We start from the raw sequence: 12,883 nt of genomic DNA on the forward strand, positions 1-12,883 counted from the left end.
TACGCCCCCCGAGCCCCTATTTAGGCGTTCCCTGCGGCCGCAACAAGGCGGCCCGGCCCGCCGACTCCGTCGCATCGGGGCGGGATGGGACGGCCGGACGCGCGCGCGCCCCTGTGATTCCGGGGCCGACCGATGCATATACGGAGCACGGACAGGCAGTTAGAGCCTCCGCGGGAGCCAGCGCCGGGCGGGCAGACGCCGCCGGGCGACGTCCCGCAAATAACTCGCAGGGCACGCGGCTTCGGACGGTACATGGCAGGCATCTCGGTCTCGCTGGATGGCGCGAACATCCAGCTCTCGTTCCAGAAGGACGATCAGGCCACGGCGGTGGTGATGGACGCCCGCGCCGCCCGCGCCCTGGTGCGGGCCGTGGGCCAGCTCCTCACGGCCATCGACGACACCGACGATCCGGACATGGCCGAACCGCTGACCGAGGAGGACATGGCCATGCTCGACGTGACCTCCTCGGCGATCGAGGTCGGCACCGACGAGCAGGGGCAGGCGGTGGTCGCGCTCCAGGCCGGGGCCCTGCCGCCGTTCCAGTTGCGCCTGACGGACGAGGAGGCCCGCCACGTCGCGACGAGCCTCTCCGAGATCCTCAACGCGCCCCGCGACGTGCGCGCCTCGCACGGGGGGCACTGAACCCCGCCTACATCCGCGTGCCGGGGTCGGTCGGGTTGCCCGGGAACACGTCGGGCTCGGAGCCGGGACCGCCGGGCTCGCCGACGCCGGGATCGTTCACAGGATAGGGGGTGCGCGGCCCGGTCGGACCGATGTCCGGCTCCTCGTCGGGCGGTGCCGGCGGCGGCGGCAGGTCGCCCGGGACGGGATCGGGAATGCCGGGATTGGCCATGAGGCTGCTCCTGGGATGCTGGTGCCTGAGGTTGTGGGGTTCGGTGACCAACGGGTCGCCGCACGGGCGGTTCCGCGGCCGAAGGGACCGCGGCGCTGGAGCCGTTCCCGATCGCGTTGCCCACGGTCCACGACAGTTCGGCGTTTGGATCGGCCGATCCCACCAGCCCCCTCATCCTGAGGTGGAGGGTCGGAAACGCCCCTCGGCTCGCCGCGTCGTGGACCGTGCGCGTTGCCAACGTGCACGGCTCCAAGCCTTCGTTCTGACGCGCTCTCTCGCGCCGAGCCGGTGTCCCCCTCGGCGGAGAGCGCTCTAGCCGCGCGCGCCCGTCACCTCCAGCACCACCGCCGACCGCAGCGGCCGGCCGTACTCGTCGGAGCCCTCCACGATCACCCGGTGCGCCCCCGGGGCGAGGTCGGCGGGGAGCCGTGCGGTCCAGATGTGGCTCGACGGGAGCGCCTTCACCCAGCTCTTCTTCGCGTCCGGATAGCGGGCGTAGAGTTCGGTGACGAACGGATCGGGCCGGCGCGTGCGGGTCAGCGCCAGGGGCGGGCCGTCGCCGATCCGGCAGGTCAGGCGGGTGCGCGGGCCGCCGTCGAACACGTTGACGACCATCTCGGTGTCCGCGAGCGCGTCCTGGGGCACCGGCGGGCGCAGGGCGTGCAGGGGCAGGCTGGCCCGCACCATCTCGGGCGCCCCCGCCCGCGGCTCGCTCTCGAACAGGATCCGCATCGCCGGATCCGGCTCGCCCTGCGCGCTGACGTAGCGGGTCGTGAAGGCGGTGCCGCGAACCGACAGCACGTGGAAGCCGTTCGGCGTCCCGTCGCGGCTGTCGGCGCAGGGGATGCCGGTGCGCGTGTCCGGGCCGCTCCACCACGAGCCGGAGACCGCGGTGAGCACGTGGTGGTGGTGATCCTCGGCCGGATAATGATGCTCGGTGGTGTGGGTGTGGCCGGCCAGACTCAGCACCCGGCGTCCGCGCAGCAGGTCGAGCAGCGCGTCGCGGTCGGCGGTGGTGTTGCGCGCGTCCGGATCCGCGTCGGTCCAGAGCGGGATGTGGGTGGCGAGCACGATCAGCGTCTCGGGCGGCGTCTCCGCCAGCAGGTTGCGCACGAAGGCGAGGTTCGCCTCGCCGATCCGGCCGCGATAGCTGTTCGAACCCACCGGCACCGGCGGCCCAAACCACTCGACATTGTCGAGCAGGATGAACAGCGCGCGGCCGTGGTGGAAGGCGTAGCTCGGCGGCCCGAACACCCGCTTCCAGGTCTCGCGGCTGTAGCGGGCGTCCGGCGCCTGCATGTTGAGGTCGTGATTGCCGGGCAGGTTGTACCACGGCACGCCGATCCGCCCGACGATCCGGTTCGAGCGCCCGTAGAGCGACAGGTCGTCGAACAGCACGTCGCCGGTGGTGATGCCGAACGCGGCGGGGATCGCCATCGCCCGGGCGACTGCGGTGTCGCGGACGTGGCCGAGCTCGTGCCGGCTCTCGGGCTGCGGATCGGTGAACAGCAGGACGTCGAAATCGTCCGGCTCCTCCGAGCGCGTCAGGGTGAAGTCGATGGCGGCGGGCAGCGGCCCGGTCGGGGCGAGGCCGCGGTAGCGCAGGCCGAGGGCGGCCGGCGTGCCCTCCGGCTGGTGGATGTAGCCGTAGCGCGGCAGGTTGTCGGCGTCCCGCGGCAGGGCGTAGCCGCGCGGCTTGATCACGAACACCGCGCCGTCGCCGGGCATCGGCAGCCGGTAGCGGCCCCCGGCGTCGGTGCGCACCACCTCGCGGCCGTTGGAGACCAGCGCGCCGGGCAACGGCGCGCGGGCGCCGGACGGGTCGGCGACGGAGACGGTGCCGGTGGCCTCGGGCGGCGTCTGCGCCGCGGCCCGGCCCGCGACCAGGGCGAGGGCGGCGGCGCCCGCGACGGTCTCGCGGCGGGTGAGGCTGGCGGGCGGCATCGGCGGCTCCTCGGGTCGGTCTGGACGGTGAAGCAGGCTCAGGCGACCGCCGCGTGACGCTGGCATGAAAAAGGCCCGCCTCGGCGGGGGCGGGCCTGTGTAGGGTCGATTGTGCGGAGCGCGCGCCGCCGCCGGGGCGACGACGCCAAGTCTCGAAAAAATCAGTTGTCCTGATCGTCCGGATCGAAGGTCTGCGGCATGGTCGACTCGGCGCTGGCGACCGGAGTCGGGGCGCTGATCGTCGAGGGCACGTTCACGCCGTCGCGCTTGTAGATGTCGTCGCGGAACTGGACGAGGCCGTCCGGGGTCGACCACGCGGTGATGTAGGTCCAGTAGACCGGCACCGGCTGCGTCAGCGTCGCGTCGATGCGCTTGCCGCTCTCGATCGCCTCCTCGACCTGCTGGCGGCCCCAGCCGGGCGTGTCCTTCAGGAGCCACGTGATGTACTCGCGCACGTTCTGCACGCGCACGCAGCCCGAGGAGATGAACCGGAAGTCGTCGCCGAACACGCCCTTCGTGTTGGTGTCGTGCATGAACACGCCGTACGGGTTCGGGATGTTGATGCGCACGATCCCCATCGAGTTGAAGTCGGCGCCCGAATCCTGCCGGTAGGTGTAGCGGGTGCCCTCGTCCGAGAACCAGTTGACCGACTTCGGCGAGATCTCGCCGCCGCCCGACAGGATGCGGATCTTGTTGTCCGAGAGGTAGTTCGGATCCTTCTGCATCTTCGGGATGAGGTCCTTCTTCACGATGGAAGCCGGGACCGTCCAGGTCGGGTTGAAGTTGATCTGGGTCGCCTTGGTGTTCATGATCGGCGACTGGCGGTCGATCTTGCCGACGCCGGCGGCGTGCAGCGTCACGACCTGGCCGTTCTCGACCGTCTCGACCAGCGCGGCGGGGATGTTGGTGATCACGAAGCGCCGGCCGAGATCGCCCGAGTAGGAGCGCAGGCGCACCACGTTGATCTCGAGCTGGCGCAGGCGCACGTCGGCGGGCACGTTCATCGCCTGCTGGGTGGCCGCGCTCATCGCGCCGGTCTGGCTGAGGCCGTGGCGCGCCTGGAAGCGCTTCACGCCGGCGGCGACGTAGGAATCGTAGACGCCGGAGCCGCCGGCCGCCGGGTCGAGGTCGCCGGTCACGATCAGGCGCTGGCGCACCGCCGCCACCGCCGGGCCCCGGGCGCCGATGCGCAGGCTCTCGGCGCCGGAGACCGGGCGCCAGCCGCCGCGGGCGACGATGCCCTTGTAGCGCTCGGCCATCTGCTCGGTGGCCGCCACCGTCTGCGCCGAGAGGATCGGCACCGTCGCGCGCTGCACCTGCATCGTGGCCGGGACGGCGTAGTCCTGGGCCCATTCGGCCTGGGCGTAGCCGGCCGGCTCGCGGGCCTCCGCCGGCGCGAGGCCGAGCGTGCCCAGGGCGGCGAGGCCGAGGAGCGTGGTGTACCGGGCGGGTGCCTGTCTGCGCATCGGTCGCTGGCTCTGTTCCGGGTGTTCGGGGGGACGTGCGGCGTCGGGAAGAACGGGTGGCCGCACCCTGTCGGGTTGCCGTTAAGGTTCTCTAATGAAGGGGCCGGAATGTGGCGCGGGCGTGCGCCGGCGCACCCGGCGCGCAGCGGGCGCGGCACTGTGGCTCGGCGGCAACGTCCAAGCGGCCCGGAGAGGCGCGCCGCCCGCGCGGCGGGCACCGGCGACGCGGTCGCGCCGGACCTGTCGCGATCCCGGCACGTTAAGGTTAAGGACCGATGAACCCTGCGCGACCCGGCGTTCGGCGCTAGGATTGCGCCGTCGTCCGCGAAGCCCGGCCGGCCTGTTCCGGTTCGGGACGGTCAGGGCCGCGAAGCGGCACAGGAGGCACGATGAACGGGTTCGACGTCACGTTCCGGGACGAGCGCGACTGGGTCGATTTCGGCCGGACCTACGTGGCGTCCGACGCGTTCCGGACGCTGTTCCGGGACGGGATGACGCTGGTCGAGGAGACGGCGGCCTATCTCGACGGCGACGGCCGCGACGAGTCGCGGCTCGTCTCCCGCGACGCGACGCTGAGCTACGCCGCCGAGAGCATGCGGCTCACCACCCTCCTGATGCAGATCGCCTCGTGGCTGCTGGTCCAGCGCGCGGTGGCCGAGGGCGAGATGACGCCGGCCCAGGCGCTCCTGGAGAAGCACCGGGTGAAGCTCGGCGCCACCGAGCCGCCGAAGGCCGACGCCTTCACCCTGCTGCCGGTCCGCCTCCAGCAGCTCGTGCTGCGGGCCCGCCGGCTGCACGCCCGCATCCTCCACCTCGACGCGCTGATCGCCGACGACCGGCCGACGCCCCGGCCGGTGGAGAGCCCCGTCGCCGCCCAGCAGGGGCTGCTGCGCTCGGCCTTCCTGGCGCGGCAGGCCTGAGGCGGACGATCCGGCCGCGCGAACGCGAACGGGCGGCCCCGCAGGACCGCCCGCCATCCCGACCGCCCGCCATCCCGGCGCGGCCCCCGAGGGACCGCGCCGAACGTCCCGAGACAGAATCAGCGGCGGCCGAGGTTGCCGAAGCGCGAGGTGAAGCGCGAGACGCGGCCGGCGCGGTCGAGCATCTTCTGCTCGCCGCCGGTCCAGGCCGGGTGGGTGAGCGGGTCGATGTCGAGGTTGAGGGTGTCGCCCTCCTTGCCGTAGGTCGAGCGGGTCCGGTACTCGGTACCGTCGGTCATCACGACCTTGATGAAGTGGTAGTCGGGGTGCTCGGTCCCCTTGGCCTTCGCGGCCGCGTCCTTCGCCATGACCTGTCGTCCCTGAGCTGGCACGCCGGCGGGAGGCGCAGGAGGCGCCGCCCGGCCCGGAATGCGGAAGATGTCGCGCGGTTGCGCCGAACGGTGGGTTCGTGTCAACGGCACGGGCAAGCCGACCGTGGTGGCGGCCCGCGGCCATTGAACACGCGCAATCGGATGAGGGCCGGCGTATATCGCAGGCGCCCGGCCGGAACAAGCGCCGCGACGAACGTGCACGAAGAGGCATGATGGCCAGACGGAAGAACGCCGCCGCGGGGGGCAGGCCGAAGGCACCGCTCGGCGCGCTGAAGCCGCTGATCCCGTTCGCCCTCCGCTACCGCGGCCGGATCCTGGCCGGCCTCGTGGCGCTCGCCTGCGCCTCCGCCTCGACCCTCGTGGTGCCGATCGCCCTGCGCCGGGTGATCGACCACGGCTTCACCGCCGACGGGTCGGAGGTCATCGACGCCTACTTCCTGGCGCTGCTCGGGGTCGTGGTGGCCTTCGCCCTGTCGAGCGCGGCGCGGGTCTACACGGTGGTCACCCTCGGCGAGCGGGTGGTGGCCGATCTCCGCTCCGCCGTGTTCGCGCGGCTGACCACCCTCGATCCCGCCTTCTTCGATCGGGCGCAGGCCGGCGAGATCGTGTCGCGCCTCACCGCCGACGCCACCCAGATCAAGGCCGCCTTCGGGGTCTCGGTCTCGATTCTGCTGCGCAACCTGTTCCTGTTCATCGGCGCCACCGCGATGATGGTGGTCACGAGCCCCAGGCTGTCGGTGCTGGTGCTCGCGGCGATCCCCCTCATCGTCTTCCCGCTGATCGTCTCCGGCCGCGGCGTGCGCCGCCGCTCCCGCGCCGCGCAGGACCGGCTCGCCGACGCCTCCGCCTACGCCGCCGAGGCGGTGGGCGCGGTGCGCACCATGCAGGCCTTCGGCCGCTCGGCGGCCACCGCCGAGCGGTTCCGGGCCGCCTCCGAGGAGGCCTACGCCGCCTCGCGCGATTCGACGCGGGCGCGGGCGCTGCTCACCGGCGTCGCCATCCTCCTGATCTCGGCCTCGGTGGTCGGGGTGATGTGGTACGGGGCGCAAGGCGTGCTCTCCCACGCGATGACCGGGGGCCAGCTCTCGCAGTTCGTGCTCTACGCGGTGTTCGGCGCGGGCGCGCTCGGCCAGCTCTCCGAGGTCTACGGCGACCTCGCCATGTCGGCGGGCGCGGCCGAGCGGCTGACCGAGATCCTCGCGGCCGAGCCCGCCATCCGCGCGCCGAGCCCGGCCCTGCCGCTGCCGGAGCCCGCCCGCGGCGCGGTGGCCTTCGAGGACGTGCGCTTCGCCTACCCGACCCGGCCCGGCTACATGGCCCTCGACGGCCTGAGCTTCGCGGCGGCGCCCGGCGAGCGCATCGCCGTGGTCGGGCCCTCGGGGGCCGGCAAGTCGACCGTGCTGCAACTGCTGCTGCGCTTCTACGATCCGCAGGGCGGCCGGGTGCTGGTCGACGGGGTCGACGTCGCGACGGTCGATCCGGAGGCGCTTCGGGCCCGCATCGCCCTGGTGCCGCAGGACCCGACGGTCTTCTCCGGCTCCGTCCTCGACAACATCCGCTACGGCCGCCCCGACGCCAGCGAGGCCGACGTGCGCCGCGCGGCCGAGCTCGCCAACGCCCACGGCTTCGTCTCGGCCCTGCCCCAGGGCTACGCCACGCAGGTGGGCGAGCGCGGCGTGACGCTCTCCGGCGGCCAGCGCCAGCGCATCGCCATCGCCCGCGCCATCCTCAAGGACGCGCCGATCCTGCTGCTGGACGAGGCGACCTCGGCGCTCGACGCCGAATCGGAGCGGGCGGTGCAGGCGGCCCTCGACACGCTGATGCGCGGGCGGACCACGCTGGTGATCGCCCACCGCCTCGCCACCATCCGCGCCGCCGACCGCATCCTGGTGCTCGACGACGGCCGCATCGTCGAGACCGGCACCCACGAGAGCCTGCTGGCGCAGGGCGCGCTCTACGCGCAGCTCGCGAACCTGCAATTCACCGACGCCCTGGACGAGACCGCCCGCGGCAAGGGCGCCAAGGCGCGGCCCGCCCCGATCACCGCCGCGGAATAGTTCTTTGCCGCCGCTCGGCGCGGGTTCATCCCGGCCGGGCGAAGGCGTAAGCGGGGGGCATGCTCGACCTCGCCCGCTTCCCGCGCCTGCCGCTCCTGACCCTGCCGACCCCGATCGAGCCGCTCGACGGCCTCGGCCGGGCGCTGGGCGACGCGCTGAACGGCGTGCGCCTCTACGCGAAGCGCGACGACGTGGCCGGGATCGGGCTCGGCGGCAACAAGCTGCGCAAGCTCGAATTCCTGCTCGGCGCCGCCCGCGCCGAGGGCGCCGACACCGTGGTGACGGTGGGCGCTCTGCAATCGAACCACGCCCGGCTCACCGCCGCCGCGGCGGCGCGGGCGGGCCTCGCCTGCGAGCTGTTCCTGACACGCAGCGTGCCGCGCCAGGACCCGGACTACACCGGCAGCGGCAACCGCCTGCTCGACGACCTGTTCGGCGCCACCGTGCACGAGTTGCCGGGGGATGCCGACTCGCTGGCCCATGCCGAGGCCCGGGCCGCCGACCTGCGGGGGGCGGGCCGCGGCGTCTACGTGTTCCCCTCCGGCGGGTCGAGCCCGACCGGCTGCCTCGGCTACGCGGCCTGCGCCGCCGAGATTTTTTCGCAATCGGCGGACATGGACGTCGCGTTCGCGCAGATCGTCACCGCCAACGGCAGCGCCGGCACGCATGCCGGGCTGGCGGCCGGCCTCGCCGCGATGGGCCGCGACCCCCGCCTCGCCAAGTCCTACGCCGTGCTCGCCGAGGAGCCGCGCGCCCGAGCCGAGGTGCTGGAGAAGGCCAACGCCACGCTCGCCCTGATCGGCGCCGAGGCCCGGCTGACGGAGGCGGACGTGAACCTCGACGGCGCCCACCGCGGCCCCGGCTACGGCATCCCCACCGCGGGCATGCTGGAGGCCGTGCGGCTGATGGCGCGGACCGAGGGCAAGCTCCTCGACCCCGTCTACAGCGGCAAGGCGTTCTCAGGGCTGCTGCACGACGTGCGGGCGGGGCGCTACCCGGCGGGCTCGGCCGTGCTGTTCGTGATGACCGGCGGCACGCCCGGCCTGTTCGCCTACAAGGAGGCGCTGGCGGAGTGATGCGGCGTCCGGCTGACGGGCTTTTCGGGATCCGGGCCCACGCCGTCATCGTGAGCGCCAGCGAAGCGATCCAGGGCAGCGCGCGCTCTCGGAGGTTGGCGCCGCTGGGTTGCTTCGCTCCGCTCGCAAAGACGGAGGGCGTCGACCCGAACCCTTCACCCGAAAACGCTACGAGGCGGCCTACCGCTCCGTCAGCTTCATCTCGATCCGGCGGTTGCGCGCGTAGGCCTCCTCCGTGGTGCCGCCGTCGAGCGGCTGGAACTCGCCGAAAGCGCCGGCCAGCAGGTGCTGCGGCGGGATGCCCTTGCCCGCGAGGTACTGGACCACGGCGATGGCGCGGGCGGCCGAGAGCGCCCAGTTCGAGGGGAACTGCCCGGTGCTGATCGGCCGCGCGTCGGTGTGGCCGTCCACCCGCAGCACCCAGGGCAGGTCGGCCGGGATCTGCTTGGCCAGCTCCTGGATCGCCCCGGCGATCCGGTCGAGTTCCGGCCCGGCCTCAGGCTTGAGGGCGGCCGAGCCCGCCGGGAACAGCACCTCGGATTGCAGCACGAACCGGTCGCCGACCACGCGGATGTCGGGGCGGTTGCCGAGGATCTGCCGCAGCCGGCCGAAGAAGTCGGAGCGGTAGCGCGCGAGTTCCTGCACCTTCTGGGCGAGCGCGACGTTGAGGCGGCTGCCGAGCTCGGCGATCCGCGCCTGGCTCTCCCGATCGCGGGTCTCGGATGCCGCGAGCGCGTCCTCCAGGGCCGCGAGCTGGCGGCGCATGGCGGCGATCTGCTCGTTCAGCAGGTCGACCTGCGACTGGGCGCGCTTCGTGGCGTTGCGCTCGGTCTCGAGCTGCCTGTCGAGGGTGCCCGCAGCCCCCTGGCTGACGGTGGCGGCCTCCGCCTGCATCTTCGCCCGGTCGCGGTCCGCCTCGACCCCGGCCAGCGTGGTGCGCAGCGCCTGCACCTCGTCGTCGCGGCTGCGGCGGGTCGAGCGCTCCAGCGCCAGCAGGTCGGTGAGGTCGGCGATCTGGCGGTTGAGCTTGGCCAGGGTGGCGTCGCGCCCGGTCAGCTCCTGCGACAGGAAGAACTGACCGACGACGAACACGGTCATCAGGAACACCACGGCGAGGAGCAGCGTCGCCAGCGCGTCGACGTAGCCCGGCCAGACGTTCAGGCCGCGCCGGGACCGGCCCGCCAGCGAGGCCATCAGACCCGCTCCCGCCCGAGACGGTCGAGGGCCTGCTTCAGCTCGCGCTCGCGGCTCGCCTGGGCCTCGACCCAGTCGCGGATCATCTGCTGCTCGGCGCGCATGTGCTGGACGAGGCCCTGGATGCCCTCGGCGAGGTTGGTCATGGCGAGCGTCGCGGCCCGCCCGCCGCCGCCCTCGGCGACCAGCGCGCTCAGGCGGTCGATCGCCTCCCGCAGCTCCTGCGCCCCGGCGGCCGGGCGGATCGCGGCCGCCCCGGCCGGCGCCTCGACCGCCGCGCCGGACATCAGCCAGTCCTGCAACTCGTTGTGGAAGCGGGCATGGGCCTGCCCCGCCTGCAACTCCAGGAAGCCGGTGATCAGCGAGGAGGCGAGCCCGAACAGCGAGGCCGAGAAGGCGAGGCCGATGCCGGAGAGCGGCACCGCGAGGCCGGATTTCAGCTCGTCGAACATCACCGCCGCGTCGCCGCCGCCGCGCATGCCCCGGATCACCCCGCCCACCGCCGAGAGCGTGTCGATCAGGCCCCAGAAGGTGCCGAGCAGGCCGAGCAGGATCAGGATGCCGGCGATGTAGCGCAGGATCTCGCGGCCCTCGTCGAGCCGGGCGGCGATGGTGTCGAGGAACCCCGCCGTGCCCGGCAGGATCGCGCCCTCGGCACGCGCGGCGATCACGTCGGTCATCGGCCGCAGCAGGCGCGGCGGGCGCTTGGCGGCGGCGCCGGTGGCGACCGCGTTGACGTAGGCGGCCTCGCGGAACAGCCGGATCACCTGCCCGAAGGCGATGAGCACCGCGATGAGCAGGACGCCGAGGATCAGCCCGTTGAGGCCGGGATTGGCCAGGAAGGCCGGAGTGATCTGCCGGAACAGGATGAAGGCGAGGAACCCGACGAGGATCAGGAACACGACCATCCGCGCGAGGTAGATGCCGGGCTTGGCCAGCGGCTTCTCCGGGGTTCGGGCGGTGTCGGCGCGGGCGGCCATCGGGGTCGCTCACCTCGGATCGGGCAGGCGAAGCCGGCTGCCGGGGGGTTCTTGGGCGGGCGGCACTGTGGCGGCAGGGCCCAGCGCGATCAAGTCGCGCCGCGCCACACCCGGATCGGGACCGGCGACCGGCCGGCCTCAATCCCAGAAGCGCGGCCAGCTCTCCTCCAGGTGCGGCCCGAGCCGCAGGGCGGCGACGCGGGTCGCGAGCCCGTTCGCGTCGGTCTCGACGGCCAGCCCGCACAGGGTCGCCTCGCCGCCGGCCACCTCCCAGCGCGAGCCCGGGGTCTTCTGGATCATCCGGCGCAGGGGCTCGTCCTTCTGCATGCCGATCACCGAGTCGTAATCGCCGCACATGCCGGAATCGGTCAGGTAGGCGGTGCCGCCGGGCAGGATCCGGTGGTCGGCGGTCGGCACGTGGGTGTGGGTGCCCACCACGAGGCTCGCCCGCCCGTCGAGGAAGTGGCCGAACGCCTGCTTCTCGCTGGTGGCCTCCGCGTGCACGTCGACGATCACCGCGTCGGCGGCGGCGCCGAGCGGGCAGGCGTCCAGCTCCCGGTCCACCGCGGCGAAGGGATCGTCCATCGGGTCGAGGAACACGCGGCCCATCACGTTGACGACGAGCACCCGGGCGCCGGCCTGCGTCTCGACCACGGTGGCGCCGCGGCCCGGGGTGCCGGGCGGGTAGTTCGCCGGGCGCACGAGGCGCGGCTGCCGGCCGATGAACACCAGCGCCTCGCGCTGGTCGAAGCTGTGGTTGCCGAGCGTCACGGCGTCGGCGCCGGCCAGGATCAGCTCCTCGCAGATCGCCTCGGTGATGCCGAAGCCGCCCGCGGCGTTCTCGCCGTTGACCACCACGCAGTCGAGCCGCCAGCGCTCGCGCAGCTTCGGCAGGTGCGCGCCGACCACCGCGCGGCCCGGGCGGCCGATGACGTCGCCGAGGAACAGCAGCCGCATGGCCCTACGCGGTCCTCAGGACCACGGGGCCGGCCTCGGTGACGACGTGCCGGAGCGCGCGGTCGTGCGCCTCGGCCGGCACCCGCTCGACCTCCTGTGCGGCGAAGCCGACCCCGACGGTGACGACCGGGCGGTCCCGCGACAGCCGGGCGATGGCGCCGTCGTAGTAGCCGGCGCCGTAGCCGATGCGCTGGCCCAGGCGGTCGAAGGCGGCGAGCGGGACGATCATCGCGTCGGGCTCGACCTCGGGCAGGCCGGGATCGGGCTCGCTCAGGCCGAACCGGCCGGCCACCAGCGCGTCGCCCGCCTGCCATGCGCGGAACACGAGCCCGTCCGGCGTCACCTGCGGCAGGGCGGCGCGCTGGCCGCGGGCCAGCATCGCCTCCACCGCCGCGCGCGGATCGACCTCGCTGCGGATCGGCCAGTAGGCGGAGACCAGCCGGGCGGCCTTCAACTCCGGCAGGTCGATCAGGATGCGGGTGATCGCGGCCGAGGCGGCGCGGCGCGCCTCCGGATCGAGGGCGTCGCGGGCCGCCAGGGCGGCGCGGCGCAGCTCGGCCTTGCGGGCCGTCGCCGCGCCGGGTTCGGAAGAGATGGGGTGCGGAGCCACGTGAGCCGTTGGAGGATCGATCCCGGGAAACCTACAGCGTAGGTGGGCGCCGTGTTGGCCAAGTCCAGGGACGAGGCCAGGGACAGCTCCCGAGGGAGTCGATAAGGCCCCGGGGATAGTGCTCCTGACGAACCCTGCAGCCCCGCCCGCCCTATGTAACCGTGCCGGGGCCCGCCCGCCAGGGCGGCGGGGCACGAAATCTGCGGCGATCGGCGCCGTGAGCGCCCCGTGAGCGCCGGCCGGCCGAACGCGGACGAGCGCGGTGAACGCGGGCGAGCGCCGGGATTCCCTCGGTCAGCCCCGCAGCGCCCGGCCCAGAACCGCGAGGCAGCGGTCGATGTCGTCCTCGTCGGCCCAGACATGCGGGCTGAGGCGCAGCGCCCCGAGGCGCTCGCTGACGAAGACGTCTTCGGCCCGGAGCCGGGCGACGAGGT

General features: G+C 73.4%; 12 protein-coding genes and 1 other RNA gene. 4 read left to right on the top strand and 9 right to left on the bottom strand.

Features of this window, described 5'->3' with window-relative positions; all coding sequences use genetic code 11:
* Nucleotides 1–252 precede the first annotated feature (252 nt).
* Nucleotides 253–642 carry a hypothetical protein gene (locus Q8W71_RS01245; protein ID WP_305523487.1) on the top strand — a complete coding sequence of 130 codons (390 nt, stop codon included), beginning with the start codon at nucleotides 253–255 and terminating at the stop codon, nucleotides 640–642.
* 7 nt (nucleotides 643–649) lie between these two features.
* Here Q8W71_RS01245 and Q8W71_RS01250 read toward each other — a convergent pair whose 3' ends face one another.
* The 3 genes from Q8W71_RS01250 to Q8W71_RS01260 form a co-directional block, all read right to left on the bottom strand.
* On the bottom strand, nucleotides 650–853 hold the full coding sequence (locus Q8W71_RS01250; RefSeq protein ID WP_305523488.1) for a hypothetical protein: 204 nt from the start codon (nucleotides 851–853) through the stop codon (nucleotides 650–652).
* A gap of 312 nt (nucleotides 854–1,165) precedes the next feature.
* The gene (locus tag Q8W71_RS01255; RefSeq protein WP_305523489.1) at nucleotides 1,166–2,797 is read right to left on the bottom strand and encodes a calcineurin-like phosphoesterase family protein; all 1,632 of its coding nucleotides are present in this window, start codon (nucleotides 2,795–2,797) and stop codon (nucleotides 1,166–1,168) included.
* A 161-nt stretch (nucleotides 2,798–2,958) separates the two neighbouring features.
* Complete coding sequence (locus Q8W71_RS01260) at nucleotides 2,959–4,263, bottom strand: L,D-transpeptidase family protein (RefSeq protein ID WP_305523490.1); 1,305 nt, start codon at nucleotides 4,261–4,263, stop codon at nucleotides 2,959–2,961.
* Nucleotides 4,264–4,652: 389 nt separating this feature from the next.
* Here Q8W71_RS01260 and rcdA point away from each other — a divergent pair, with 389 nt between their 5' ends.
* Complete coding sequence (gene rcdA / locus Q8W71_RS01265; RefSeq protein WP_305523492.1) at nucleotides 4,653–5,183, top strand: protease adaptor protein RcdA; 531 nt, start codon at nucleotides 4,653–4,655, stop codon at nucleotides 5,181–5,183.
* Between the two features lie 119 nt (nucleotides 5,184–5,302).
* Here rcdA and rpmE read toward each other — a convergent pair whose 3' ends face one another.
* On the bottom strand, nucleotides 5,303–5,551 hold the full coding sequence (gene rpmE / locus Q8W71_RS01270) for a 50S ribosomal protein L31 (RefSeq protein ID WP_305523493.1): 249 nt from the start codon (nucleotides 5,549–5,551) through the stop codon (nucleotides 5,303–5,305).
* Between the two features lie 236 nt (nucleotides 5,552–5,787).
* Between rpmE and Q8W71_RS01275 the strand changes: the two genes are divergently transcribed.
* On the top strand, nucleotides 5,788–7,632 hold the full coding sequence (locus Q8W71_RS01275) for an ABC transporter transmembrane domain-containing protein (protein ID WP_305523583.1): 1,845 nt from the start codon (nucleotides 5,788–5,790) through the stop codon (nucleotides 7,630–7,632).
* 59 nt (nucleotides 7,633–7,691) lie between these two features.
* Nucleotides 7,692–8,708 carry a D-cysteine desulfhydrase family protein gene (locus Q8W71_RS01280; protein ID WP_305523494.1) on the top strand — a complete coding sequence of 339 codons (1,017 nt, stop codon included), beginning with the start codon at nucleotides 7,692–7,694 and terminating at the stop codon, nucleotides 8,706–8,708.
* 180 nt (nucleotides 8,709–8,888) lie between these two features.
* On the opposite strand, the gene Q8W71_RS01285 is transcribed toward Q8W71_RS01280, so the two are convergent.
* The 5 genes from Q8W71_RS01285 to ssrS form a co-directional block, all read right to left on the bottom strand.
* Nucleotides 8,889–9,902, bottom strand: a complete 1,014-nt coding sequence (locus tag Q8W71_RS01285) for a peptidoglycan -binding protein (RefSeq protein WP_305523495.1) — start codon at nucleotides 9,900–9,902, stop codon at nucleotides 8,889–8,891.
* The gene (locus Q8W71_RS01290) at nucleotides 9,902–10,882 is read right to left on the bottom strand and encodes a MotA/TolQ/ExbB proton channel family protein (RefSeq protein WP_305523496.1); all 981 of its coding nucleotides are present in this window, start codon (nucleotides 10,880–10,882) and stop codon (nucleotides 9,902–9,904) included. The genes Q8W71_RS01285 and Q8W71_RS01290 overlap by 1 nt, the downstream gene beginning before the upstream one ends.
* Before the next feature lie 138 nt (nucleotides 10,883–11,020).
* Nucleotides 11,021–11,839, bottom strand: coding sequence for a TIGR00282 family metallophosphoesterase (locus Q8W71_RS01295; protein WP_305523498.1), 819 nt, complete (start codon nucleotides 11,837–11,839; stop codon nucleotides 11,021–11,023).
* A gap of 4 nt (nucleotides 11,840–11,843) precedes the next feature.
* Nucleotides 11,844–12,449: a 5-formyltetrahydrofolate cyclo-ligase gene (locus Q8W71_RS01300; protein WP_305523499.1), complete on the bottom strand. Its 606-nt coding sequence runs from the start codon at nucleotides 12,447–12,449 to the stop codon at nucleotides 11,844–11,846.
* A non-coding RNA gene (ssrS, locus tag Q8W71_RS01305) (6S RNA) lies at nucleotides 12,439–12,595 on the bottom strand. Before ssrS ends, Q8W71_RS01300 begins: the two co-directional genes overlap by 11 nt.
* Between the last annotated feature and the right edge of the window lie 288 nt (nucleotides 12,596–12,883).

The sequence above is a fragment of the Methylobacterium amylolyticum genome (genome assembly GCF_030700245.1).
Lineage (GTDB): Bacteria > Pseudomonadota > Alphaproteobacteria > Rhizobiales > Beijerinckiaceae > Methylobacterium.

Bases quoted from the DNA above. Each gene is read 5' to 3' on its own strand.
- Q8W71_RS01290 (WP_305523496.1), bottom strand. From the start codon at position 10,882: ATGGCCGCCCGCGCCGACACCGCCCGAACCCCGGAGAAGCCGCTGGCC.
- rcdA (WP_305523492.1), top strand. From the start codon at position 4,653: ATGAACGGGTTCGACGTCACGTTCCGGGACGAGCGCGACTGGGTCGAT.
- Q8W71_RS01260 (WP_305523490.1), bottom strand. From the start codon at position 4,263: ATGCGCAGACAGGCACCCGCCCGGTACACCACGCTCCTCGGCCTCGCC.
- Q8W71_RS01275 (WP_305523583.1), top strand. From the start codon at position 5,788: ATGGCCAGACGGAAGAACGCCGCCGCGGGGGGCAGGCCGAAGGCACCG.
- Q8W71_RS01255 (WP_305523489.1), bottom strand. From the start codon at position 2,797: ATGCCGCCCGCCAGCCTCACCCGCCGCGAGACCGTCGCGGGCGCCGCC.
- Q8W71_RS01280 (WP_305523494.1), top strand. From the start codon at position 7,692: ATGCTCGACCTCGCCCGCTTCCCGCGCCTGCCGCTCCTGACCCTGCCG.
- rpmE (WP_305523493.1), bottom strand. From the start codon at position 5,551: ATGGCGAAGGACGCGGCCGCGAAGGCCAAGGGGACCGAGCACCCCGAC.
- Q8W71_RS01250 (WP_305523488.1), bottom strand. From the start codon at position 853: ATGGCCAATCCCGGCATTCCCGATCCCGTCCCGGGCGACCTGCCGCCG.
- Q8W71_RS01285 (WP_305523495.1), bottom strand. From the start codon at position 9,902: ATGGCCTCGCTGGCGGGCCGGTCCCGGCGCGGCCTGAACGTCTGGCCG.
- Q8W71_RS01245 (WP_305523487.1), top strand. From the start codon at position 253: ATGGCAGGCATCTCGGTCTCGCTGGATGGCGCGAACATCCAGCTCTCG.
- Q8W71_RS01295 (WP_305523498.1), bottom strand. From the start codon at position 11,839: ATGCGGCTGCTGTTCCTCGGCGACGTCATCGGCCGCCCGGGCCGCGCG.